At 50.0% G+C, this 24,495-nt stretch carries 20 protein-coding genes; 16 read left to right on the top strand and 4 right to left on the bottom strand.

The genetic code is table 11. From position 1 onward, the window contains the following. Positions 1-53 precede the first annotated feature (53 nt). The 4 genes from hypD to BLS03_RS14380 are packed head-to-tail and all read right to left on the bottom strand — an operon-like array spanning position 54 to position 4,578. Positions 54-1,217 carry a hydrogenase formation protein HypD gene (gene hypD, locus BLS03_RS14395; protein ID WP_093275288.1) on the bottom strand — a complete coding sequence of 388 codons (1,164 nt, stop codon included), beginning with the start codon at positions 1,215-1,217 and terminating at the stop codon, positions 54-56. A 59-nt stretch (positions 1,218-1,276) separates the two neighbouring features. Beyond that, on the bottom strand, positions 1,277-1,534 hold the full coding sequence (locus tag BLS03_RS14390; protein ID WP_093275284.1) for a HypC/HybG/HupF family hydrogenase formation chaperone: 258 nt from the start codon (positions 1,532-1,534) through the stop codon (positions 1,277-1,279). A gap of 10 nt (positions 1,535-1,544) precedes the next feature. Beyond that, positions 1,545-3,962, bottom strand: a complete 2,418-nt coding sequence (hypF, locus tag BLS03_RS14385) for a carbamoyltransferase HypF (RefSeq protein WP_093275280.1) — start codon at positions 3,960-3,962, stop codon at positions 1,545-1,547. A 25-nt stretch (positions 3,963-3,987) separates the two neighbouring features. Beyond that, positions 3,988-4,578 (bottom strand): HupE/UreJ family protein, encoded by a 591-nt coding sequence (locus tag BLS03_RS14380; protein ID WP_093275277.1) that lies wholly within the window; start codon positions 4,576-4,578, stop codon positions 3,988-3,990. A 431-nt stretch (positions 4,579-5,009) separates the two neighbouring features. Here BLS03_RS14380 and hypA point away from each other — a divergent pair, with 431 nt between their 5' ends. From hypA to BLS03_RS14300, 16 genes are all read left to right on the top strand, one after another. After that, entirely contained in the window at positions 5,010-5,351 is a 342-nt protein-coding gene (gene hypA / locus BLS03_RS14375) for a hydrogenase maturation nickel metallochaperone HypA (RefSeq protein WP_093275273.1), read from the top strand. Between the two features lie 3 nt (positions 5,352-5,354). Continuing rightward, a complete protein-coding gene (gene hypB, locus BLS03_RS14370; protein WP_093275271.1) occupies positions 5,355-6,347 on the top strand; it encodes a hydrogenase nickel incorporation protein HypB in 993 nt (330 codons plus the stop codon). A gap of 437 nt (positions 6,348-6,784) precedes the next feature. After that, positions 6,785-7,438, top strand: a complete 654-nt coding sequence (locus BLS03_RS14365) for a 4Fe-4S dicluster domain-containing protein (protein WP_093275267.1) — start codon at positions 6,785-6,787, stop codon at positions 7,436-7,438. Then, positions 7,438-9,453: a hydrogenase 4 subunit B gene (gene hyfB, locus BLS03_RS14360; protein ID WP_093275264.1), complete on the top strand. Its 2,016-nt coding sequence runs from the start codon at positions 7,438-7,440 to the stop codon at positions 9,451-9,453. The genes BLS03_RS14365 and hyfB overlap by 1 nt, the downstream gene beginning before the upstream one ends. After that, positions 9,453-10,409, top strand: coding sequence for a respiratory chain complex I subunit 1 family protein (locus BLS03_RS14355; protein ID WP_281241234.1), 957 nt, complete (start codon positions 9,453-9,455; stop codon positions 10,407-10,409). The genes hyfB and BLS03_RS14355 overlap by 1 nt, the downstream gene beginning before the upstream one ends. 12 nt (positions 10,410-10,421) lie before the next feature. After that, positions 10,422-11,882 carry a hydrogenase 4 subunit D gene (locus BLS03_RS14350; protein ID WP_245696699.1) on the top strand — a complete coding sequence of 487 codons (1,461 nt, stop codon included), beginning with the start codon at positions 10,422-10,424 and terminating at the stop codon, positions 11,880-11,882. A 119-nt stretch (positions 11,883-12,001) separates the two neighbouring features. Then, positions 12,002-13,753, top strand: a complete 1,752-nt coding sequence (locus BLS03_RS14345) for a hydrogenase large subunit (RefSeq protein ID WP_093275260.1) — start codon at positions 12,002-12,004, stop codon at positions 13,751-13,753. Positions 13,754-13,764: 11 nt separating this feature from the next. Continuing rightward, positions 13,765-14,319 (top strand): formate hydrogenlyase complex iron-sulfur subunit, encoded by a 555-nt coding sequence (locus tag BLS03_RS14340; RefSeq protein WP_093275258.1) that lies wholly within the window; start codon positions 13,765-13,767, stop codon positions 14,317-14,319. A gap of 4 nt (positions 14,320-14,323) precedes the next feature. Then, positions 14,324-15,193 carry an NADH-quinone oxidoreductase subunit B family protein gene (locus tag BLS03_RS14335; protein ID WP_093275255.1) on the top strand — a complete coding sequence of 290 codons (870 nt, stop codon included), beginning with the start codon at positions 14,324-14,326 and terminating at the stop codon, positions 15,191-15,193. Further along, a complete protein-coding gene (locus tag BLS03_RS14330) occupies positions 15,180-15,665 on the top strand; it encodes a formate hydrogenlyase maturation HycH family protein (RefSeq protein WP_093275254.1) in 486 nt (161 codons plus the stop codon). Before BLS03_RS14335 ends, BLS03_RS14330 begins: the two co-directional genes overlap by 14 nt. A 2-nt stretch (positions 15,666-15,667) precedes the next feature. Then, positions 15,668-16,435, top strand: coding sequence for a hydrogenase maturation peptidase HycI (hycI, locus tag BLS03_RS14325; protein ID WP_245696698.1), 768 nt, complete (start codon positions 15,668-15,670; stop codon positions 16,433-16,435). Positions 16,436-16,782: 347 nt separating this feature from the next. Beyond that, the gene (locus BLS03_RS14320) at positions 16,783-17,328 is read left to right on the top strand and encodes a 4Fe-4S dicluster domain-containing protein (protein WP_093275252.1); all 546 of its coding nucleotides are present in this window, start codon (positions 16,783-16,785) and stop codon (positions 17,326-17,328) included. An 81-nt stretch (positions 17,329-17,409) separates the two neighbouring features. Further along, complete coding sequence (gene fdhF, locus BLS03_RS14315; protein WP_093275249.1) at positions 17,410-19,557, top strand: formate dehydrogenase subunit alpha; 2,148 nt, start codon at positions 17,410-17,412, stop codon at positions 19,555-19,557. Between the two features lie 270 nt (positions 19,558-19,827). Beyond that, a complete protein-coding gene (locus tag BLS03_RS14310) occupies positions 19,828-22,041 on the top strand; it encodes a sigma 54-interacting transcriptional regulator (RefSeq protein WP_176765603.1) in 2,214 nt (737 codons plus the stop codon). Between the two features lie 187 nt (positions 22,042-22,228). Next, positions 22,229-23,074: a formate dehydrogenase accessory sulfurtransferase FdhD gene (fdhD, locus tag BLS03_RS14305; RefSeq protein ID WP_093275244.1), complete on the top strand. Its 846-nt coding sequence runs from the start codon at positions 22,229-22,231 to the stop codon at positions 23,072-23,074. Positions 23,075-23,095: 21 nt separating this feature from the next. Continuing rightward, the gene (locus BLS03_RS14300) at positions 23,096-24,469 is read left to right on the top strand and encodes a rhodanese-like domain-containing protein (RefSeq protein ID WP_093275241.1); all 1,374 of its coding nucleotides are present in this window, start codon (positions 23,096-23,098) and stop codon (positions 24,467-24,469) included. Positions 24,470-24,495 lie beyond the last annotated feature (26 nt).

The following is a 24,495-nucleotide window of genomic DNA, read 5'->3' as shown; positions in this document are numbered from 1 at the left end:
CGAAGCACAATGCGCAGCGCCGGGGTTAAAAATACGGATCTCAATGGGCGAAGTTAGACGCCCAAATAACGGAAATAGGCATTGCAAGCGCCTTCGGAGCTCACCATGCAGCTGCCCATCGGATTATTGGGCGTGCAGTTGCGGCCAAACACTTTGCAATCGCTCGGTTTAGCAATACCACGTAAAATATCGCCGCACTGACACGCTTTATGATCGTTTAATGGTTGATTTGATAAGGCGTAATGGAACACCAATTCCGCATCGCGGTGGGCATATTCAGCCCTGAGCTTGAGCGCTGAATCGGCAATGTCGCCAAGTCCGCGCCAGCGAAATTGAGCGCGCCGCTCAAAATACTGGTTTACTTTTTGGATGGCCAGCGAGTTACCCTCCATGGTGACCGCGCGAGTATATTGGATTGCCACTGGCTCGATCTCAGTGCGCGAGTCACGCTGGGCTTGCAGAGTTAGTTCAACCAACATCAGTAGCGACTCCATCATATCGACAGGTTCAAACCCAGCAACCACCACCGGAAGTTGATAGCGCTTTGCGACACTTTGGTAGATGCCAGCGCCAGTTATGACGCTGACATGCGATGGGCCGATAAACGCGTTAACTTTGGCGCGGCCATCACTCATCACCGCATCAATGGCGGGCGGCACGAGAACGTGGTTACAGTGCAGGTACAAATTGGTAATGTTTTGCTGCTCGGCAAGTTCGATAAGTATGGCCGACATCGGGGTGGTGGTTTCAAAACCAATCGCAAAATAAATCACGTTTTTGCTTGGATTGTCTCTAGCAATGCTAAGCGTATCGAGCGGATCATAAATCGGCCGTACATCAAAGCCTTTAGCTCGGCACTGGGCGAGGGTACCTTTGGAGCCCGGCACGCGGATCATATCGCCAAGGGTAACCAAGATGGTATTCGGCAGCATGGCCAATTCAATCGCATTATCAATACGCTCTTTGGGCATCACACACACCGGGCAGCCTGGGCCGTGAATAAACGTAATGTTATCTGGCAGCAACTGACTGAGACCATATTTCATAATGGTATGGGTATGGCCGCCGCACACTTCCATCACCTTAATAGGCTGCTCAAGGTGCTTTGCCTTGGCGAATATTTTCTCGGCCAGGGCTTTAATCACCAAAGGGTCACGAAAGCCTTGGTAAAGCGTTTTTAAATCAAGCGCAGCGCTTGTCTTGGTCTGGGTGGTCACTAAGGGCGTTCCTGATTGCTGATGTTAATGGCTAAGTGCTTAATGGATAAGTGCTGCGCTCAGTGAAATAGCGCTTCGGCATCGCGTTCGCTCATGTTGCTGAGCATGGCTTGATACTCGTTTAAGCTTTCTATTGCTTCACTTGGACTAAGTTTACTGATCGCAAATCCGACGTGAATCAGCAGATAGTCCCCAATTGCGAGTGGTTCAGCAATCAAGTGGGTGCTGATATCGCGCTTGACGCCGAGCGTGTCAACGACGGCGCGCTGATCTTTAGCGTCAAGCTCGCAAATCTCGGAAGGAATACATAAACACATAATAAAGTCTCTAATCTTGGCTAAGGCTGGCAAGCCACAACTGACCGGCGGCGATACCGCCATCGTTGAGCGGAATGGTTTCACTGGCGTACAGGCGAGTGGAGTGAACACTGAGAGCGCGTTTTATCGCATTCATCAATACGCGATTTTGAAATACGCCTCCGGCAAGCACTAACGGCCTGTTTGGATAACGGTGACAAAGGCTGGCAAGCAGTATCGCCAACTGTTCAAACAGCATTGATGCCAATTCAACCTGACAGGCTTGTTTTTCTTGAGGGCTATCACACTGGCTAAGCGCCGAGAGGGCACGATGAAACAGTGGCTTAAAACTGAATAGGCTTAACCCGGACTCGTTATGTGGACTAAGGGTAAATTGCGGCGGCGCTTTGGCAGCGCTTTTGGCTTTTAAGGCTAACGCTTCAAGCCACAGACCGCATTGGCCTTCGAATTCGACGTGCTTTATACCCGTAAGCAGCGCGCAATACGCATCAATTAAACGTCCTACCGAGCTGGTTGAATAACAGTTGATTCGCTTTTGCCATAGTGTGTTCCAATTGGCTAAGGTTTGTTTATCTAATGCTTGAAAGGCATCCAAATCAAACGCTTGAATCTGTTCAAATGAATACCAATTGAGCAATAAGCTCAGTAGCAGTCGCTGTGGTGAATGAACCGCTTGTTCGCCGCCGAGCAGATAAAACGGCTCAAGATGCAATATCCGTTTTGCTTTCGCGCCATTGACCAGCAGGATCTCTCCGCCCCAGAGCTGGTTATCCTCTCCAAGCCCTGTGCCATCAAACGCTACGCCAAGCACAGGTTCATCAAGTTGATACTCTGCCATCACCGACAAAATATGCGCATGATGATGGGCGCATAAAGTGCGCGGAATCGTCTGGGTTTTCGCCCACTGATGAGAGGCGTAGCGCGGGTGCTTGTCGCATTCCACATGCATTGGCGCGATTTGATGCAGCGCTGAAAATGCGCGGCATCGCCGATCAAATTCGGTTTGCATTTCAAGGCTATCGAGAGTGCCTATATAAGGGCTGAGTACCGCTTGGTTTTTTGCGCCAAGGCACAAAGTGACTTTTTGCTGCGCGCCGAGCGCAAGGCTTGGCGCAGACAGGGGGCGCTTGAGTGCAAAATAGTACGGTGCGTAGCCGCGACCAAGGCGCAGTATTTGCCGCTGGCCGGCAGTAAAGCTCACCACACTGTCATCACATGGATGCACAATTTGCCGCGGATGATCAACAACGCCGCCAAGCTGCCCCGCAAATTGTCGACACACCGTTTGGCTATCGGTGATGATCGGCGCGCCTTTTTGATTCGCGCTGGTAAAGACCAGTGGTGTAGTGATGCTTTCAAACAGTAACCAATGCAGCGGAGTGTAGGGCAGCATGATACCCAAATAGGGTACGCCTGGCGCGATATTAGGCGCCACCTGAGTATCCGCATCGCTGCGCTTTTGCATTAAGGTGATGGGGCGCGCCTGAGAGTTTAACAGTTGCCACTCGTCGCGCTCACCGCGCACCAGCATCTTAGCTTGAGCCGAATCTTTGACCATTAACGCGAGCGGCTTGGCTGGTCGGCCTTTGAGTTGGCGCAGACGTAACACGGCGTCACTATTGCTCGCATCGCACACCAGATGAAAACCACCCACGCCTTTGATCGCGATAATTTCACCGCGTTGAATCGCGCTGCGTGCGCTTGCCAATACTTGATCCGAACTAAGGCTTTGATCACCGCGATAATCTTGATCGACGCGATAAGTTTGGTCGCTGCTAAATGTTTGATCGTGGCTAAATGATTGCTCGGCGCAACGTTTGTCAGTGCTTGGCGCCAGCCAGCGAATTTGCGGTCCGCACTTTGGACAAGCTATCGGCTGTGCGTGGTAGCGACGGTTGCTCGGGTCGTGATAGTCGCGTTCACAGTCTGGGCACATGGCAAATTCGGCCATTGAAGTGTTGGTGCGATCGTAAGGTAGCGTGCGAGTAATGGTGTATCTGGGGCCGCAATGGGTGCAGTTAGTCAGCGGGTAGCGATAAAAGCGGCTAGTTGGATTTTGAATATCGTTAAGGCAATCGGGACACATCGCAAAGTCGGCGCACACTTGAGTGCTTAGCGCGCCTTTAACCGCTCTGGAATTGCTGTGACGAATACGAAAGCGCTGTTGATATTCGGCTTCCAACTCGGTTTGGCTAAGCGGCGCAAGCGCTGTGACGTTGAGCTCGCGAATCACGCATAGCGGCGGTTTTTGGCTTGAAATACGCTGTTTAAACGCTTCGAGCTGATTACCTTGAACTTCAATCGTGACGCCAGCGGCGTGATTATGCACCCAGCCGAGCAATTGCTGCTCACAGGCAAGCCGATAAATAAAGGGGCGAAACCCCACCCCTTGTACCGTGCCACCAATGTCAATTTGCCAACGTTTCATTGTCAGTCGCTTGTGTTCATGGGAGTTACGCAAATGCGACCAGTAATCCGCACGCCGCAGTGAGCTTGGCTAACCAGCGGCTTGGCACAAAACCGGCTACGCCATAGCCACAAAGCATCAGAGTCAGAGATGCGATCGCCATACCGCTGCCAAATCCAAGCAAAGAGCCACTCATTTCAGCGCCGTGCGCCCAGCCGTGAAACAGCACCAAACCCACAGACGCGACATTAAATACACGCTGGCGGGCCACATTTGGCGTCGCTGCTGTATTTGAAATCGCTAGGCGAGTGGGCGCGCCAATACTGATGGCGGCGACAAACAGTGACAAAGCGACCAAAAGCTCAACATGGGCGAACTGGAACAGGCTGCCTAGTGCTAAACCCGCCACCATTAAGGCCAGAGTTGAAGCCATCATCAGCGCTGCTTTGGCGCGAATCTGCTGACGAGCCAAAACGCCAACTGCCATCAGCATGGTTAAGTGATCAAGTCCAGAAAATGGGTGAATAAAACCTTCACTGAATCCGAGATGCGTATGAACGCCCCCAACATGGGCAGAAGCGATAGGTGAAAGCAAAACACCAGTAACAGAAAGTAAGCCGAGGGCGTATTTATTCATTGTGAATCCTTAGTGCGAAATGTCATAAGCCGAAAACGGGGATTTGCGGCTTAACGTCAACAGCGGGCGGTAGAGCAAAATGCGCGCCAAAAATGGACGTGAAGATATTTTTGTCTAATGGCTTGTTTTTATGGTGTTTGTTACAAGCTCATGTGATGAGTTCAACGAGTGCTCGCAGTGATTTCGACACTAATGACGAACTTCGACATTTTTGCTAGTGATTGAAAATTATACGAAAAATGCGGATGAGCGCTTAGCTGCGCGGAAGTTGATACGAATCAAGTTGAACGAGTGATGAGAGTGCTTTAATCCGCTCCACTGTTGCTATTCGTTTGGCAATCAAGAGACCTTTGGTAAGTAACCAGCCACTTAGGCCGACTGAATAGAGCGCGCCTGAGCGCGCTTAAAGCCACCGTTACAGGAGCGAGCGTATGCATGAAATGTCACTCAGTTTAGAGACGGTAGAACTGGTGGTTGAATCGGCCAAGCAGGGTGGATTTCAACGTGTCAGCGCCGTGTGGATCGAAATTGGCGCTTTGTCTTGTATCGAACCCGAAGCGATTGAATTTAGTTACCAGATCGCCACAAGGGGAACCATGGCGGAGAATTCGAAATTGCATATAGAGTCTTTGCCCGGCGAGGCGTACTGCTTTGGGTGCCAAAAAAATATTGTGTTAAATCAACGCGGAGAACCGTGTCCTTGTTGCGGTGGCTTTGAGCTTAAAGTGATGCAGGGCGATGAGTTACGCGTCAAAGAGATAGAGGTGTTGTAGCTTATGTGCAGTGTATGTGGATGTGGCGACGCAACCATCGAACATCATCATGATGACCATGACCATGACCATGACCATGACCATCACGGCCATCATCATAAACCTGAGCCATTAGGCTCTGGCAGTCATCATTATTATTACCCGCCAAACGCTAATATCGTGATTCATCACCACCATTATTATGGGGTGAGCGGGGCTTCGCAAGCGGCTCACCATCACGAGACTGACGTTGGTCACCATGAGCACCACCACGATACCGCTGAGCAGCACCATGAACCGCACATCCAAGCCAGCGAGCATCAGCTCGATTACGGTACAGGCGAGGCTGGGGTACATGTGAGTGGCGTCAGTCAAAAGCGGCTGCTAAAAATCGAGACCGATATTCTTGATAAAAACAACCAGCTCGCTTTGCATAACCGCAGCCATTTTGAGCAAGATGAGCAGTTGGTCTTGAACTTGGTCTCAAGCCCGGGGTCGGGTAAAACCACGTTGCTGACGGAAACATTGATGCGTGTAAAATCAAGCCGCCCTTGCGCTGTGATTGAAGGGGATCAACAAACCGCCAACGATGCCGAGCGCATTCGTCACACCGGGGTTCCTGCTATTCAAGTGAATACTGGCAAAGGCTGTCATCTTGATGCCCAGATGGTGCACGACGCGTGTCATCAGCTCAAACTTGAGCGAGGTGGACTGCTATTTATCGAAAACGTTGGAAACTTGGTGTGTCCGGCCAGTTTTGATCTTGGCGAGAAATTCAAAGTCGCGGTGCTGTCAGTCACGGAAGGGGAAGACAAGCCACTTAAATACCCCAATATGTTTGCCGCTTCGCAGCTGATGATCATCAATAAAATCGATTTGCTGCCGTACGTGAGTTTTGACCTTGAAGCATGCATTGCCAATGCCAAAAAAGTGAACCCTTATATTCAGGTCATTTGTTTGTCCGCGACCAGCGGCGAGGGGATGCAAGCTTGGCTCGACTGGTTACAAAGTCATTAAATTTGGCTGCTTGCAAGTCATTGCATTCAATGCCGCGCGCGTAAATTCAAGGGCTGGGCACTGGCAATAAAAGCACTAATCGACATAAATAAGCTGCTAGGTAGGAATTCTCTTACTTAGCGGCTTTTTTATTGAATCCTGATCACGGCTTTATCGCGATATCAATTGCTTAGTGTGAGCTTCGTCATTTGCTGTCATTTATCGTCACATATGACGAGAGTGTCGAATGCTCCACCAAGGGCGATGTTTTTTTTGATTAGTTAAGTTATTTATAAACAACAGGTTACATTGAATTTTTCAGTGGTTTTGTGAATTGGAATGGTCTTTGCTATCTAGGGCTGATTTTTGTCTTTTTTACCATAACCGCCACTTTAAGGGAAAACCGGCTGCTAAAGCCTCAAACCGTATCAAAGTGGTAGAAATAACTAAGGTTGATTATGAATCGCTTTGTCATTGCGAACCCGAAGTTATGTATTGGCTGTGAAACCTGCACGGCAGCGTGTTCCACCACACATAAACAGCAAGGTTTGCAACCCCACCCAAGGCTGACGGTAACGCGTTGCCAAGATGCCACTGCGCCTGTGCTGTGTCGTCACTGTGAAGATGCGCCTTGTGCGACGGTCTGTCCGGTTAACGCCATCACTCATTTACAAGACAGTGTTTACGTCAATGAAACCCTGTGCATTGGCTGCACTTTATGCGCTATCGCGTGCCCATTTGGCGCGATAGGTTTTAGCGGCAGTCGCGGCGTCGGTTTGGCGAATGCTTATGACACCTTCATCCCGAGTAACGTGCGCAGCAGTAACCCTTCGACCTCCGCGCCAAGCTGTTTTGGTAAAGACATTTTGGCGTGGGAGCCGGGGGTGAAAAGCATTGCGATCAAATGCGATCTTTGTGCCCACCGCGAGCAAGGTCCTGCCTGTGTGGAAGTATGTCCAACTAAGGCGCTGCAACTGGTCGACCAAAACGCCACCGCGCTGATGCAGAGTAGCAAGCAACAGCAAGCAACTCAGGGAGGCGATAAGCTCAGCTTAGATACGTTGATTTACCTGCAATCTGCAGATTCGCACTCGGTTAAGGAGGACTGCTGATGTGGCCTTTTAATCTTTTGTTCGCCTCGCTTGCTCTGTATATGGCCGGTGCACTCGGTTCACTGCTACTGGCTAAGCGTGAACCTTTGGCGTGTTTGGCATCGAGTGTAGGATCAATCCTCGGTGGCGGTTTGGGCATCTGGGCGTCAGTACCGGTGCTGTTTGGCGGCGGCGTGGTGAGCTATCAAATCGCGACGCCGTTTTTCTTTGCTGATTGCGTGCTAAGAATCGATCCACTGGCGTCATTGATGTTGCTGGTGATTTCGCTGATGGTGACTGTGGTTGGCATCTACTCGTTGGCCTACATGAAAGAGTATCAAGGCAAAGGCGCTTGGGCGATGGGCTTTTTCCTCAACACCTTTATTGCCTCGATGGTGGCTTTGGTGGTGTCAGACAATGCGTTCTACTTTATCGTGTTCTTTGAGCTGATGTCGCTGGCGTCTTACTTTCTGGTTATCGCTGAGCAAAACAGCGCCTCAGTGCGCGCAGGACTGCAGTATTTTCTGATTGCACACGCGGGCTCGGTGTTGATCATGATTGCGTTCTTCTTGCTCTATCGCCAAACCGGCAGCTTGAACTTTCAAGGATTTCGCAGTGCTGAGCTCTCTCCAGCGATGGCGTCAGTGGTGTTTTTGTTGGCCTTCTTTGGCTTTGGCGCCAAAGGCGGGGTAATTCTACTCCATAGCTGGCTGCCGCTTGCGCACCCGGCGGCACCTTCCAATGCCTCGGCGTTGATGTCTGGGGTGATGGTCAAAATCGGTGTCTACGGAATTATTAAAGTCGGCATCGATTTTCTTGGCGCCGATACCGCGTGGTGGGGCTATTTAGTCTTGGCATTTGGCGCGGTGTCGTCGGTGCTTGGCGTGCTGTACGCGATTGCCGAACACGACATCAAACGTTTGCTCGCTTATCACACGGTGGAAAACGTCGGCATCATTTTGATCGGTGTTGGTGTGAGCATGGTTGGGATAGCTACTCATCACCCGATGCTCGCCACCATTGGCTTGTTGGGCGGTTTGTATCACATTCTCAACCACGCGGTATTTAAAGGTTTGTTGTTTTTGGGTGCCGGTTCGGTGGTGTATCGCTTGCACAGCAAAGACATGGACAAAATGGGCGGACTTGCCAAAGTGATGCCGTACACCGCAGTAGCGTTTTTGATCGGTACTATGGCGATCTCGGCGCTGCCACCACTGAACGGTTTTGTCAGTGAGTGGTTTATCTACCAGTCGCTGTTATCACTCGGTCATCAAGGTGAGGGCATTATGCCGATTGCCAGTGTGATTGCGGTGGTGATGCTCGCACTGACCGGCGCGCTTGCGTGCATGTGCTTTGTTAAAGTTTACGGCGTGTGTTTCTCCGGCGTGGCGAAAAGTGAAGCGGCGGCAAAGGCCACCGAAGCGCCAATGCCAATGGTGCTTGCGACCGCGCTACTGGCGATTGTCTGTTTGATACTCGGTCTTGGCTCACCTTGGATTGCGCCGGTGATATCCCATGTCGCTGGCAGCTTGGTGCATGGTAAACAGATCGTGACGGTGTCACAAGGTTTAGAGCTAATTCCAGGTTCGACGCATCAAGCGATTCTATCGACCCCAATTATTGCCATTAGCTTGTTTACGTTGCTGTTGGTGCCAGTGGTGATCATTGCCCTGTTCAAAGGTCATAAACAGCCTCGTCGTCACACCAACGACCCGTGGGCGTGCGGTTATGCCTACGAAGCGCGTATGACGCTCGATGCAGGCAGTTTTACGCGCACGCTGCGCAGTATGTACGCGCCTTTATACCGCTTGCGTGATGTGCTCAATCCTGCGGGCGTGTTTAGCGCGATTTTGCGCGGCGCCACCTCACTTGCGACCCATCTCGAATCCTTGATTGAGTACTGGCTATTTACGCCGCTCGCTAAGCTTGGCGGTGGTCTGAATGGCTTAATGCAGCAACGCTACCTGCGTTGGTACGGTTTGTACGTTGTGATTGCTGTGGCTTTCGCACTGATTATCCCTGAGTTAGGAGTGTAATGATGCAGGGAATAGAAATTCCAAGTTTATCGCTTATCGCCTTGGCGGTGACTCAAGCATTGATCATGCTGGCGCTTGCGCCAGTGTATACCGGCATTTCACGGGTGATCCGTGCCAAGATGCATTCGCGGCAAGGGCCGGGCATTTGGCAAGATTACCGCGACTTGTTCAAATTGCTGCGTCGCCAAGATGTCGCGCCTCATCCATCAGGCATTGTGTTTGCGATTGCGCCTTGGGTGCTGATCATCGCCATGTTGATGATTGCGATGGCGCTGCCCGCAGTCACCAATCATTCGCCATTTCCATTTGCGGGCGATGTGATTACCGACATCTATCTGTTCGCGATTTTTCGGTTCTTTTTCACCTTAGCTGGGCTGGATTCCGGAAGCATGTTTGCAAGTCTTGGCTCAAGCCGTGAATTGACCTTAGGCGTGTTGGTTGAGCCAACCTTGATGCTGTCGATTTTCACCGTCGCGCTGATTACCGATACCTCAGATCTTGGCCTTATCAGCACCACGCTTGCGAGCCAAAGCTGGGCGTTTCCAATCGCGACCATCGTCTCAGGCGTAGCATGCGCGTTTGTGGTGTTTGTTGAAATGGGTAAGTTGCCATTTGATATCGCCGAAGCGGAGCAAGAGCTGCAAGAGGGGCCTTTGACTGAATATTCAGGTTCGAGTCTTGGGCTGATGAAAATCGCGTTTGGTTTGAAGCAGATGGTGGTGGTGCAGCTGTTTTTGTCGATTTTTGTTCCGTTTGGCAAAGCCGATCATTTAGGGCTGTTGGCACTGCTGGTTGCGGCGTTTTGGTTATTGGTCAAATTGCTGGTGTGTTTTGTCCTTGCCAGTGTGATTGAAAACGCCATGGCGCGCGTGCGTTATGTCAAGACTCACCGTCTTACCTGGGTCGGTTTTGGCGTCGCAGTGGCTGGTTTCTTACTCTATTTGCTTGGTTTATAGGAGCACAACGCAATGATGCACAATGTTGAAATGATAAAAACCGTCGCGCTCCTGACGATTCTGCTGCCGTTTATTGGCGCAGCCATCACCATGAGCGCGCCGAAAAGCTTAGCCAAAGTCTTGGCGCCGTGTTTTTCAGGTGCCGCTGTTATTGGCGCGGTCACGCTTGCGCTGTGGTACAAAGATTCTGGATTTGCTCAGGTTAATCTGCCGGTGTTTAGCAGCCATGCCACATTACTATTTGGCTTGGTATTTGATGGTGCCAGCAGTTTAGTCGCGATGGCAGTAACAGTGGTTGGCGGTCTGACTTGCCTGTATTCAAGTGGCTATATGAGCGCCGACAATCGCGAACATGCCGAGCATGCCAAACCTTGCTATTACGCATTTTTGCTGTGTTTTATCGGCGCGATGGTGGGGCTGGTGTTGTCGTCAACCATTTTAGGCCAACTGCTGTTTTTGCAAATCATCGGTGCGTGCGCTTGGGGTCTGATTGGCTACAAGCAAACGGCCAGCGCACTCAAAACCGCGCTGCGCGCGCTGCTGATCACCCATCTCTCATCGCTAGGATTAGTGTTCGCGGCCGTGGTTTTGTATCTGCATACTGGCAGTTTTGAACTCAATGCCCTTAGCCAATTACCGATGGATGTCAAAACCGCAGTCTTTATTGGCATTGTGATTGCGGCGTGGGGCAATTCTGCCCAAGTGCCACTGCACGCTTGGTTGCCAAATGCACTTGAAGTGCCAACGCCAGTGAGCGCGTTTTTAGACGCCGCAGCGATGGTGAAAGTCGGTGTGTATCTGTTTGCTCGCGCGATCATTTCTGGCGGCGATATTCCGCAGGTCATTGGCGTGATTGGCGTCATCATCGCCATGGTGACGCTGGTTTACGGCTTTATCATGTATCTGCCGCAAAAAGATCTGAAACGTCTGCTTATCTACTCAACCATCACTCAGTTGGCGTACATCTTTTTGGCCTGTTCGCTGTCGATCTTTGGTTCGCGCTTAGCACTGCAAAGCGGCGTGATGTACATCTTTAACCACGCGTTTGCTAAAAGTCTGTTCTTTTTGGTGGCGGGCGCGGCGAGTTTCAGCTGCGGCACGCGTTTATTGCCAAATCTCAAAGGTATTATCAAACGTCAGCCGTTGATTGCGATTGGTTTTGGCGTTGCGGCCATGGCCATCACTGGTGTACCACCATTTAACGGTTTCTTCAGTAAATTCCCGCTGTTTGTCTCTGGCTTTGAGTTAAGCCGCGCGCACAGCTGGTTAACGCCAGTGATGGTGATTGCGCTGATAGAGTCGGTGGCGAGTTTTGGCTGGATTTTGTATTGGTTTGGCAACACCGTGGTTGGCGAGCCAAGCGAAGAAGTCGCCAGCAGCGCGCCGCTGCCGCTTGCGATGAAGTTCACCTTGATTGTGCTTATCGTGATGTCGCTGTGCTCAAGCTTGATTGCCTCAAGCTGGCTAAGTTAGGAGCACAATGCCCATGAATTTTTTGTTAATTCGTCATGGCGTTTGCGCTGTGAACCCAAGCTTTACGCTTTCAACCATTGGCTGCGGCCATCCTGTATTACTCATTGAGATTGCTAACTATGATGTCTGAATCCACGCTTTCAACGCGTCCAAACCCGTCGCAACAAAAACTGGGCAGCCGCTATATTGCGGGCGTTCAGCAAACGTTTCCTAACGCGATTTTAGAGCAGGAGTGGCGCACCGATAACCAAATCATTATCACTGTTAAAGACACCGCGCTGATTGACGTCATGAAGTGGCTTTACTACGAGCAACACGGTTGGTTAAGTGTGTCATTTGGTAATGACGAACGCAGTCTTAATGGTCATTTTGGCGTTTACCATGCGCTGTCGATGGAAGGCGAAGAGAAATGTTGGATCATGGTCAAGGTGCTGGTTGATGCCAACAGCAAAGAGTACCCATCGATAACACCGGTGATTCCGGCAGCGGTGTGGGGTGAGCGTGAAATTCGCGATATGTTTGGCTTAACGGCGCTTGGGCTTCCGGATCAGCGCCGTTTGGTGCTGCCCGATGATTGGCCTGAAGACTTGCACCCACTGTGCAAAGATTCGATGGATTATCGCAGGCGTCCGATGCCGACCACGGAAACCGAAACCTATCCATTTGACAACCAACTGGGCAATGAATCAAACCGTATAGTGCCAATTGGTCCGTTGCACATTACCTCTGACGAACCAGGCCATTTTCGTCTATTTGTCGATGGCGAAGACATCGTCGATGCCGACTATCGAATGTTTTATGTTCATCGCGGCATGGAGAAACTTGCCGAAACCCGCATGGGTTATAACGAAGTGGCGTTTCTGACTGACCGTGTGTGCGGCATTTGCGGTTTCACCCACAGCGTTGGCTACAGCAATTCTGTGGAAAATGCCCTCGGCATTGTGGTACCTGCGCGTGCCAAAATGATTCGTACCGTACTTTTGGAAGTCGAGCGTCTGCACAGCCATATGCTCAACGTCGGTCTATCCAGCCACTTTGTCGGCTTTGATACCGGCTTTATGCAGTTTTTCCGTGTGCGGGAAAAAACCATGGTATTGGCAGAGCTGCTCACCGGTGCGCGTAAGACCTATGGCCTTAACCTGATTGGTGGTGTGCGCCGAGATATTCATAAAGATCATCGCATTCAGGGCATTGCGCTGGTACGTGAGATACGCAAAGAGTTCAGTGAACTGGTCGATATGCTGCTCAGCACACCCAACATTGACCACCGAATCAAAGGCATTGGCCGGCTTGATCCAGACATCGCGCGTAACTTCAGCGCGGTTGGGCCTATGGTGCGTGGCAGCGGCTTTGCGCGCGATGTGCGCACCACTCACGCTGGCGCGGTCGAGTCGTATGCCAACGTGCCGATGGCGGTGCAAAGTTTTGACAGTTGCGATGTTGAAGCGCGTTTGTCGGTACGTATTAAAGAGCTCTTTGAAAGCCTTAACGTCATCGAATATGGCCTTGGCAATTTGTCGCAAGGGCCTTTGGTCACCGAAGGGTTTGCCTATCAGCCAAATCAATTTGCGCTAGGTTTTACCGAAGCGCCGCGCGGTGAAAACGTGCATTGGAGCATGACCGGCGACAACCAGAAGTTATTCCGCTGGCGCTGCCGAGCTGCAACCTACGCTAACTGGCCAACGTTGCGTTATATGTTACGCGGTAACACAGTGTCGGATGCGCCGCTTATCATCGGCAGCCTTGACCCGTGCTATTCGTGTACTGACCGCGTGACTGTGGTGGATACCAAAAAGCGCACCAGTAAAACCGTGTCTTACAAAGAGATCGAACGTTACGGAATCGAGCGTAAAAACTCGCCATTGAAGTAGGGCTAGCGACCATGTTGAAGTTATTCAAAACCATCAAAAAAGCCGGCACCAAAACCACGCTAAAATACCCGTTTGTGCCGATTGAAATTCGTGATGATTTTCGCGGTAAACCAGAGCACATTCCAAGCCAGTGCATTGCCTGCGCCGCGTGTACTCGCGCGTGTCCGGCTAACGCGCTGATTATGGAGACCGATGCACAAAATAATCTGCGCCGCTGGGAGATTTCGTTCGCGCGTTGTATTTATTGCGGGCGCTGCGAAGAAGTGTGCCCAACCAAAGCCATCAAGCTCTCGCCGCAATTTGAACTGGCAGTGACCAATAAAGCCGACCTTTACGAAGAGGCCAAGTTTACCTTGGCTCATTGCAGTGAGTGTGGTGAGGCATTTGCGCCAACTAAAGCGGTGGCCTACGTGCAAGACTTGCTCATCCAAGCGGGTATGGATAGCCAAGACCCGTATCTAGGCGCGCCGCTGAATCAGTGCCCAAGTTGCCGCCGCCGCGCCAATATGCTCAGCGCCAGCAATATTTTGCTCACTCAATCTCATCAAACCACCGAAGAGGAATAGCGCGATGAAAGGAATAAAACCAATTGTTGGTCATGACCACACGCAAGCGATTCCTGTGGTTGAAGATGCGAACGTAGCGAAACTCAAAAGCACCTTGCTCAGTGAAATTAAACGTTCGGCCTATGTTTATCGCGTTGACTGCGGCGGTTGCAACGGCTGTGAAATTGAAATTTTTGCGGCCACTACGCCAGTGTTTGATACCGAACGCTTTGGCATCAAAGTGGTGGCATCGCCACGTCATGCGGATATTTTGCTGTTTACCGGCGCGGTGACTCGTGCGATGCGCACACCGGCGCTGCGCGCTTATGAAGCGGCGCCCGACCCAAAAATTGTGATTTCCTACGGCGCTTGTGGCTGCGATGGCGGGATCTTTCATGATCTCTATTGTGTGTGGGGCGGGACCGACCACATAGTGCCAGTGGATGTGTATATTCCGGGCTGCCCACCCACACCTGCGGCGACGATTTACGGCTTTGCGGTTGCGCTAGGGCTTTTGGACCAAAAGCTCAAAGCGCGCAGCCACACAGAGCAAGAGGGCGAGCGAGTGACGCTGGCGCACTTAGGAATTCCATTGGCGCTAAAAACCTTGATTGAACGAGAAGCCCGCGCTCTGGCCGGATATCGCCACGGCGGCGAACTGGCCGATGAGTTTATGCTGCTTTTGGAAAACAGCCGCCCGGAAACCATCGATGGTAATTTACGCGATTATTTGGCGCAAAAAGACGATCCGCGGGTGGCGGAGATCATCTCGATTTTGCATCAACACGCACTGACGTTTATGCGCGGTGATAAACCGTGCGCCGAGGCCGCTGAGCCATCCGTCAGTGCTCAACGATCGCCATCAGAGCCTCGAGGTGAATATGAGCCAAATTAGCCATAACCTCGATAGCGATGCGCTGATGAAGAGCCAAGTGTATCGCGAAGCGACGCAAAAAGCCGAGACCGGGAAAGTGCGAATCTACGCGCTAAAGCGCAAATTTGTCGATGAGCAATACGATGTCCCCGAAGAGGCCAAGCAAGTCTTATATTACAGCTTGGCGATTGGTCACCACCTTGGCGTGGTGGATTGCTTGGAAGTCGAGATTGAAGCGAGCCGAACAGAGTATCAAGACTGGATTGAGCTGCTTGAGCCTCAAAGCCGCGCCTATCAAAAAATGCATGGTTTTTTCACCTTTGGTGAAATCACCGTCTATCCGGATCATATACACATGTTGGCGTGTGCGTTTGCCAAAGTCGATAAGGCGCGAATGAGTGATAAGCAGCGCGCAATGACCGATAAATTTATTGAGGTGCTGACCGCGATTTATCACGAACAAACCATGTACCTAATGATTCGAGACCGTTAGTGATGAGCCGACCGAAATCCGCTTCGCAGCGTATCGCCAAGCTTGATTGTTTGAGTTTTAATGCTGGCTATGGACATGACGCTAATACGTTATCGACCAATACGTTAGAGATCAAGCTAGAGCCAAATGATCTCAGCAACTCACAGATAGACCTAGATGCCAAGGGAATGGCATCGCCTTTTTCAGACCCCATGCTAATGCAAGATCTAAGCTTGGATGAACTGACAATGGCGGGTATTCACAACAGTATTGAACCGTCCAAAGCCAGCATCAAACGCTTAGATGAGCGCAAGCTACCTGAGCAAATTGATAAAATCGTCCTTACGGTCGGTAATTCGATGATGGGCGATGATGGCGCAGGCCCAAAGCTTGCCGATAAGCTGATTGAGCAGCCCCTAGATGGTTGGCAGGTGCTTGATGGTGGCGGACTGCCGGAAGACAGTTTGCACATTTTACGCCGCTTAAACCCCAAAATGTTGGTATTGGTTGATGCGGCGGACATGGGCGAAGCGCCGGGCTGCGTGAGAGTCATCGACCCACAAACCATCGCCAGCATGTTTATTATGTCGACCCATTCATTGCCGCTTAACTTTCTGATTGATGAGTTAAAAAGCTTTATCGATCGGGTTGAGTTTATTGGCATACAGCCGCGCGATGTGGCGTTTTCCGCGCCGATGACCAGCCAAGTGCGCCAAGGAATTGAAGATATTTATCACGGACTTGCCACGCTCGAACTTGGCTCACCGATGCCCAAGCATTGGCTTAACTAATTGGTTTTAAGCTAGCGCCGAGTGCTACGTTTCAACTGCCCGCAACTGCGGGCTTTTTACTTTTTACGCCTTGATGCTTGAAACGTGGTGAGTACGTTCGAGTTGCTTCAGCGTTTTCTCAATGAACTGCGTCGACAAAAATGACGAAGCGCTGGAATTTAGTGTCGACACATCATCAGCCAGCTCTCGAGTTAGTGAAGTGGTTGTTTATTTAGTTCAAATAAATCAATAAGATAAATTAAAAGTGTGACATAAGTTGGCTTTGGCATAGTTTGTGCTGATAAAGCGACGCTGTTTGGAGAGCAAAGAGCACAACCCCTAATCTGTGATTTAAAAAAGGTTGTACCATGAATCGATTTGTTTTTGCGGACCCAAACTTATGCATTGGGTGTACGACTTGTACCATCGCCTGTGTGATTTCACATCAAGAAGATTCGGATTACGAATTGACGGCGAAAGAGTTTGTACCGCGCTTAACGCTGGTGAAAAATCTTGATGTTTCGATGCCAGTGTTGTGCCGCCAATGCGAAGATGCGCCGTGTGCGCAGGTCTGTCCAAACCACGCCATTGTCACTGAGGATAATCACGTCAAAGTGATCCAAGAGCGCTGCATTGGGTGCAAAACCTGTGTCGTCGCTTGCCCGTATGGCGCAATGACCGTGGTGTCCACCACAGTGGATGCGAAGGCAGAGTCTTCCCTGTTTAAGACCGAAAAGACTCGAGCTCAAGCGCTGAAGTGCGACTTGTGCGCGCACAGCGAGGCGGGGCCTGCTTGTGTAAGAGTGTGTCCGACCAATGCGCTGCGTATGGTCAGCGGTGAAGATTTACAACAAATGAACAAGAAGAAACAGTTGGCTGCAGCAACCGCTGCAATTGATGTGATTTCTTTATAGTCATAGTTAATTCAATAATGCGCGGCGTTTTCGCCAAGCAAAAATAGACATAAATAACGCCATAAAAAGCGAGAGTTTTACATGGAAAAAACAATAACGGTATGCCCCTATTGCGGTACTGGCTGTAAGTTAAACTTACTGACCGAGAACGGCAAAGTGGTTGGCGCTGAGCCTGCAAATGGCCGCACTAACCAGGGCGAGTTGTGCCTAAAAGGTTACTACGGCTGGGACTTTCTAAACGACACCAATTTGTTGGCGCCGCGACTAAAAAGCCCAATGATTCGCCGCGAGAAAGGTGGCAAATTGGAAAACGTTTCTTGGGATGAAGCGATTGAGTTTGCCAGTTCACGACTAAAAAACATCAAGCAGCAATATGGCGCTGATGCGATCATGACTACAGGCTCGGCCCGTGGGCCAGGTAACGAAGCCAACTTTGCGATGCAAAAGTTCGCGCGAGCGGTTATTGGGACCAATAACGTCGATCACTGCGCTAGGGTGTGACACGCTCCATCAGTCTCCGGTCTGGAGGCAACAGTAGGTAACGGCGCAATGAGCAACGCCATTACTGAAATCAAAGACGCAAAATGCTTACTTATTTTCGGCTACAACGCAGGGGATTCTCATCCGGTTGTGGCGAAACACATTCTTAAAGCCAAAGCCAATGGTGCCAAAATCATTGTCTGTGACCCACGCAAAATAGAAAGTGCACGCGTGGCCGATCAGTGGCTGCAACTGAACAACGGTTCGAACATGGCGCTGGTTAATGCTATTGCCCATGTGATTTTCGCTGAGAACTTGCAAAATCAGTCATACATCGACAATTACACCGATGGATTGGTTGAATACAAACAAGTGATTGAGCAGTACACGCCAGAAAGCGTGGCGCAAATTACGGGTCTCGATCCTGAAGAGATTCGCCGTGCGGCGCGTACTTACGCCAAGTCATCCGGTGCGATGATTCTTTGGGGAATGGGCGTTACGCAGTATGGTCAAGCCGTGGATGTGGTCAAAGGGCTGGCAAGCCTTGCGCTCATCACCGGTAACTTTGGTCGCCCTGGTGTGGGTTGTGGTCCGGTGCGTGGTCAGAACAACGTGCAAGGGACTTGTGACCTTGGCATGCTGCCAAACTACTACCCGGGTTATCAAAAAGTGGAAGACCCAGCGGTTCGCGAGAAGTTTGAACAGGCGTGGGGCGTGAAGTTATCGCCGCATAATGGCGTCAAACTGACTGAAATTAACCACTTGGTGCATGATGGTAAGCTGCGTGCTTACTACATCTTTGGCGAAGATCCGGCGCAAACCGAAGCCGATTTGGCGGCGTTTCGCGCCATGATGGCGAAGTTGGACTTGGTGATTGTTCAAGACATCTTCATGACCAAAACCGCCGAGATGGCGGATGTGATTTTCCCAGCCACGAGTTGGGGCGAACATGAAGGGGTGTATTCAAGTGCAGACCGCGGTTTCCAACGCTTCTATAAAGCGATCAATCCGCCGCAAGGCACAAAGGTTGACTGGGAAATCTTCTCGTTGATGGCGCAGGCAATGGGTTATCCAATGGCCTACAGCAACACCAAAGAAATTTGGGATGAAATGCGTAGCCTATGTCCGCTGTACTACGGTGCAACCTACGAGAAACTTGAAGGTTTGAACAGTGTGCAGTGGCCGTGTACTGACGAAAGCGATGCTGATATGGGCATGGCTTACTTGTTTGAAGGCAACCAGTTCAGTACCGATAACGGTAAAGGGCATTTGTTTGCAACCGAGTGGCGCGCGCCGCTTGAGCAGCCTTGCGTTGACTACCCGCTGGTTCTGTCAACGGTACGAGAAGTTGGCCATTACTCTTGTCGTTCAATGACGGGTAACTGTTCGGCGCTGCAGACGTTATCGGATGAACCGGGCTTTGCTCAAATCCATCCCAATGACGCCAAGAAATACGGCATTGGCGATCAGCAATTGCTGTGGGTTTCGTCGCGTCGCGGTAAAGTGATTACTCGCGCCAACTACAACGAGCGAGTCAATCAAGGCGCCGTGTACATGACGTATCAGTGGTGGATCGGTGCGTGTAATGAGCTGACCATTGAACATGTCGACCCTATTTCGGGGACGCCTGAGTATAAATATTGCGCAGTGAAAGTTGAGAAAATCGACGATCAAGCGTGGGCTGAAAACCATGTTCAAGTGGAATACAGCGCGCTACGCAATAAGCTCAGAGTAGCTGCGAAAGGTTAACTTTTACCCATGTAACTCAAAGCCATAATTTTTTAATTAAGATTATGGCTTTGTTATTTTTTATTGAGTGTTTTATTCATCAAATTATCGTTTACTTTATTTTGATGAATAGTTTTTACTGAATTAATTTGTTGTGAATTTTTATTATATAAACTTTTTAATTAAAGATATTATTCGCCAAATTTTATTGCGTAAGATCAAGTTTCACACCCTCGAATTCTCACTATAATGTCGTTCCCAGAACGGTAGGGCATAATGATGATTGAATATATGAAGCCTGAAATAAATGACTTTGTTCCTAATGAAAAAGTAAGTCAGTTTTTTTCTCACTTATGTTCAGCAATTAATATTCAGGATTTAGTCAATAAAATAAATTGTTCTTCTTTTATTGATGGTCGACTCCAGTCGGCACAAATTATTCTCTACAACGCAGAAAAAAATAGTCATTTACTGTTTTACCCTCATCAAGGCAGTATCCAAACTCAGCAGCTTGATCAACTCGATATCGACCCTAGTATTCACCACGTGCACTTAGTCGAAAAATATAAGATGTTTGATAAAGCGCGCTTTGAGCAGCAGTTCTCAAGCTTCGCTCATTTGCCAATCTACGCCAATGCCACCACGGTTTACCATTTTCCTTTGAGCGCATTTAATCGCTATATCGGCAAGTTGGAATTTGTCAGTCATCATTCTGCATCTGATGCTTACATTAATGATTTAAAACAGATTTCTATCGCAACTTCGCTGATGATTGCTAAGATCTTTGATGGCAACCTTAACCGTAACTCGGGGCAGAAAACCGGTTTGGTCGGTTATGAATCGACACTCGGTTTGGTGAAATACCCGCCCATCGTTTATCAGGCGTTGGATGAAAGTCGTTTGCACAATCATGTACTGGTTGACGTGACTGAAGCGGTGATTGGTCAAGTGGATTTTGAAGGACTTTCCACTTTGCTTTTTACTCACCTTTATGAACATTTTAATATTGATTTTATCAGTATTATGTCGCTCGAAGAGGGCAGTGATACCTTATTTTGTCATGAAGTGACTCTTGGCGATAATGGTCGGCCTAATTACAGAAATGGTAATAAGAGCCTTGAAAAAACTTTAGCGTCACACGTGATAAAAACCAAAAAGACGTTAATTTTAAGCCGAGAAGATTACCCACTTTTAAAACATAAATATAATCATGTAAGTGATCATTATGTTACCAATAAGCTCAGTTCTGAGTGTGTGTTACCTTTGTTGTTTCGCCAAAAATCACTTGGGGTAATTAAATACGGTCATCGATCTGAAAACTATTTTTCCGAAGATAGATTGGATTTATTACAGCAAATTGCCGCTCGTGTGGCGGTGGCGATCAATAATTTTCAGCGTAATAGCAAGCTGATTGCCCCTGCAACCCAGCAAGATGAAGAGCTGCTCGCAGAAGATTATCAAAACAATGAAATGTTTGGCGAAATCATCAGCCAGAGTGCGGTTATGAGTGATGTACTGCAGCGCGTGTTAATGGTGGCAGATTGTGACAGCACGGTATTGATCCTTGGTGAAACCGGGACCGGCAAAGAGATGATTGCCAATATGATCCATAACTCAAGCAGTCGTAGCCGCAAAAAAATGATCAAAATGAACTGTTCTGCAGTGCCTGCTGGGCTATTTGAAAGTGATCTATTTGGTCATGAAAAAGGCGCGTTTACCGGCGCGGTCAATCAGCAAATCGGCCGTTTTGAAGAAGCGCACAAGAGCACCTTCTTTTTAGATGAAATTGGCGATATGCCGCTTGAACTTCAACCGAAAGTGTTGCGTGCGATTCAAGAAGGTGAGGTTGAGCGGGTGGGTAAGCACACTGTGATTCCCGTCGACGTGCGCTTAATTGCGGCAACGCATCAAGACTTGCTTGGTATGGTCGAAGACAAAACCTTTCGCCGCGATTTGTATTATCGCTTGAATGTATTTCCGATTCGTATCCCGCCGCTGCGTGAGCGTCGCGAAGACATTCCACTGCTGGCAAAACACTTTACGCGCATTTATGCCAAGAAAATGAATCGCGACATTAAGCGAATTTCGGCAGAAACGCTGCGCGTTCTGACTTCGCTGCCGTGGCCGGGTAACATTCGCGAGCTGAAAAACGTCATTGAGCGGGCGGTGATCATGACGTTTGGCCCAGTGCTGCATTTGCCTGTTTCTGAACTGCGTGAATATTTCCCTGAGACTGATGCCAAAACCCTAGCGGAGATTGAAGCCAACTACGCATTGGCCGCAGAACCAACCCCAGTTTCAGCGCAAACGCCAGTTAAGGTCAGTGAACCTTCGCCACTCAGCGAGCCAAAAAGTTTAGAGCGCGAGCAGATCATTCAAGTGCTAAAGCAAACCAACGGCATTGTCGCAGGGCCGCGCGGTGCGGCGCAGCGCCTTGGGTTAAAGCGCACCACCTTGCTGTCTCGCATGCAAAGGTTGAACATCAAAACCAGCGACTACACCTAGCAACGTCTGCCGGCGATTGCCTGTGGCGATGATGCTGTGTATCGCAATTATTGTTTGTCGTGATGACAAATCCTCAGGTCGCGAATTCATCGCACTTAGAGTTTGCTTATGTGCCCTCGTGCGGCAGCGCTTATTAATCATCGCCGCGTTGCCGCGCTTCAATTTACGTTTAACTAAGGTTCACGTTATGTATCACGCCCCACAGCGCCAAATTGATCCGTCTAAACAGTCTCTGACACACGGCGCTGTGAGCCGTACCCATGAACGATTGGGTTACCACGATGGTCAGGTGTTTTTACACGAGATGGATGAATTGGCAGTCGAAACGGCCATTGCGCTGGTCTACAACGGCATCGCCCACACAGTGCAGATGTGCAGCGCACAAGACCTTGAAGATTTTGCGCTGGGGTTTTCTTTGACTGAAGGGATCGTCGATAAAGTCAGTGATATTTACACCATAGAGCTGGTGCCCAGCTGTCATGGCGTTGAGCTGCATATCGAGCTACCTAATCGCTGTTTTGAACGCTTAAAACGCGCACGTCGCGCACTGGCCGGGCGCACTGGCTGTGGCATTTGTGGTGCCCAGAGCCTTGAACATGTTACCCGTGAGCTCAGCATCGTTGAGGATACAACCCAGTTCAGCTACCACGCGGTAGAAAAGGCACTTGGCGCATTTCACGATCATCAAGTGCTTAATCAGCAAACTGGCTCAATGCATGGCGCCGCGTATTTAAATGCCGAAGGGGACATTGTGGCGATTCGCGAAGATCTGGGTCGGCACAATGCGCTAGACAAGCTTATCGGCCACTGCCTAAAAAATAAGTTGAGCGGCGGCGCAATACTGGTATCTAGCCGCGCCAGTTTTGAAATGGTGCAAAAAGTGATTGCTGCCAATGTGGGCACGTTATTGGCCATTTCTGGCGCCACCAGCTTAGGTGTGGAACTGGCTGAGCAGCACAATGTCACGCTCGCCGGTTACTGCCGCGCCGGGCGAATGAATGTGTATTCTCACGCTAATCGAATCAAATTTTAAATTGTTATTTTAGAGGTAATTATGTCAGCGGCATTCACGCCATCGGTCTTAAGCTCAACGGCACTGAAGTTATCGAACACCACGAGTTCGCGCTTTACTCTTCACTCTATCGGCTGTTTAGTTGGCGCCATGCTAATCAGCGCGCCTAGTTTGGCGGCCCAGGAGCAAAACTCGCAGCTTATCGATTGCCGAGCGAGTGAATATTTTAATGGCTGGCCAGAGGTTGGTATGAGTAAAGGCGGCCATTTGCCAGGGGCAATCAACGTGCGCCCAGAGTGGCTAAATGCAATGTCAGCATCAGAGAAACAAGCGTATTTGTTTGAGCAAAAACAGCTTGATGCAAGCAAACCAACCCAAGTGTATTGCGCGGCTAAAAAGGCCGAATTATTGGTTGAGCAGCTCAAAGATGCCGGATTTAAAAGCGTATCGCTGAAAAAAAATGCGCTGCAAGAGAACATGAATCAATTGGTGGCACTGCCGCATTTTGAGCAATTGGTCAGTGCTGATTGGCTTAATCGACTGGTTAATCAACCTGCCGAGCTTGCTGCCTTGCTCCCTAAAGCGCCAAAACATCAATTCACAGTCATTGAAGCTGGGTGGGGCGCACCAAAAAGTTATTTGGTGTCGCATATCAAGGGCGCGGTTTACGCTGATACCAACCTGTTCGAGTCTGAACCGCTGTGGAATCAAGTTTCCGATGACAAGCTGAAATCGGCAATTGAAGCGCTGGGCATTCTACCGGATAGCACGGTGATCTTGTATGGTCGCGACAATATGGCGGCGGCGCGCATCGGCCAGATTTTGATGTATGCGGGTGTTGCGGATGTGCGGTTGCTTGATGGCGGTTGGGATGCATGGCAAAGCGGCGAGTTTGCGACCGAATCTGGTGATGTGAAAGCCGAAAAATCAAGCTTTGACAGCGCTATTCCAGCGCATCCGGAATATGTGATTGGTTTGAATAGCGCCAAACAATTACTCAAAGACCCTGAACATAATTCGCTGGTCAGTGTGCGCACGTGGAGCGAATACATCGGTGACATCAGTGGCTACACCTACATAGAACCTAAAGGGCGCATTGCCGGCGCGAAGTGGGGGCAAGGCGGTAAAAACGCCAACAATCTTGATGATTTCACCAACCCCGACGGCACCATGCGCGCTGCAGAAGAAATCGCGCGTAAATGGCGTGACTGGAATATCTATCCAGACCAAAACGTCAGTTTTTACTGTGGCACGGGCTGGCGCGCCGCAGAAGTATTCCTCTTTGCCCATGCGATGGGCTGGTCAAATATCAGCGTGTTTGATGGCGGCTGGTATGAGTGGAGCATGGACAAATCCAATCCGACTCAAACCGGTGCAGTCAGCGCTGCCAACGCCACGGCGGTACCCAAAGCTTAGTGCGTGAAGTGTGATTTAACCTCGGC

Source organism: Vibrio xiamenensis, from assembly GCF_900100015.1.
Taxonomy (GTDB): domain Bacteria; phylum Pseudomonadota; class Gammaproteobacteria; order Enterobacterales; family Vibrionaceae; genus Vibrio; species Vibrio xiamenensis.
The sequence above is the reverse complement of the archived record's forward strand: the minus strand, read 5'-3'. Positions and strand labels throughout refer to the sequence as shown.

Excerpts from the sequence above, each read along its gene's own strand:
- BLS03_RS14390 (WP_093275284.1), bottom strand. The coding sequence starts at position 1,534 with ATGTGTTTATGTATTCCTTCCGAGATTTGCGAGCTTGACGCTAAAGAT.
- hypF (WP_093275280.1), bottom strand. The coding sequence starts at position 3,962 with ATGAAACGTTGGCAAATTGACATTGGTGGCACGGTACAAGGGGTGGGG.
- BLS03_RS14380 (WP_093275277.1), bottom strand. The coding sequence starts at position 4,578 with ATGAATAAATACGCCCTCGGCTTACTTTCTGTTACTGGTGTTTTGCTT.
- hypA (WP_093275273.1), top strand. The coding sequence starts at position 5,010 with ATGCATGAAATGTCACTCAGTTTAGAGACGGTAGAACTGGTGGTTGAA.
- hypB (WP_093275271.1), top strand. The coding sequence starts at position 5,355 with ATGTGCAGTGTATGTGGATGTGGCGACGCAACCATCGAACATCATCAT.
- BLS03_RS14365 (WP_093275267.1), top strand. The coding sequence starts at position 6,785 with ATGAATCGCTTTGTCATTGCGAACCCGAAGTTATGTATTGGCTGTGAA.
- hyfB (WP_093275264.1), top strand. The coding sequence starts at position 7,438 with ATGTGGCCTTTTAATCTTTTGTTCGCCTCGCTTGCTCTGTATATGGCC.
- BLS03_RS14355 (WP_281241234.1), top strand. The coding sequence starts at position 9,453 with ATGATGCAGGGAATAGAAATTCCAAGTTTATCGCTTATCGCCTTGGCG.
- BLS03_RS14350 (WP_245696699.1), top strand. The coding sequence starts at position 10,422 with ATGATGCACAATGTTGAAATGATAAAAACCGTCGCGCTCCTGACGATT.
- BLS03_RS14345 (WP_093275260.1), top strand. The coding sequence starts at position 12,002 with ATGATGTCTGAATCCACGCTTTCAACGCGTCCAAACCCGTCGCAACAA.
- BLS03_RS14340 (WP_093275258.1), top strand. The coding sequence starts at position 13,765 with ATGTTGAAGTTATTCAAAACCATCAAAAAAGCCGGCACCAAAACCACG.
- BLS03_RS14335 (WP_093275255.1), top strand. The coding sequence starts at position 14,324 with ATGAAAGGAATAAAACCAATTGTTGGTCATGACCACACGCAAGCGATT.
- BLS03_RS14330 (WP_093275254.1), top strand. The coding sequence starts at position 15,180 with ATGAGCCAAATTAGCCATAACCTCGATAGCGATGCGCTGATGAAGAGC.
- hycI (WP_245696698.1), top strand. The coding sequence starts at position 15,668 with ATGAGCCGACCGAAATCCGCTTCGCAGCGTATCGCCAAGCTTGATTGT.
- BLS03_RS14320 (WP_093275252.1), top strand. The coding sequence starts at position 16,783 with ATGAATCGATTTGTTTTTGCGGACCCAAACTTATGCATTGGGTGTACG.
- BLS03_RS14310 (WP_176765603.1), top strand. The coding sequence starts at position 19,828 with ATGAAGCCTGAAATAAATGACTTTGTTCCTAATGAAAAAGTAAGTCAG.
- fdhD (WP_093275244.1), top strand. The coding sequence starts at position 22,229 with ATGTATCACGCCCCACAGCGCCAAATTGATCCGTCTAAACAGTCTCTG.
- BLS03_RS14300 (WP_093275241.1), top strand. The coding sequence starts at position 23,096 with ATGTCAGCGGCATTCACGCCATCGGTCTTAAGCTCAACGGCACTGAAG.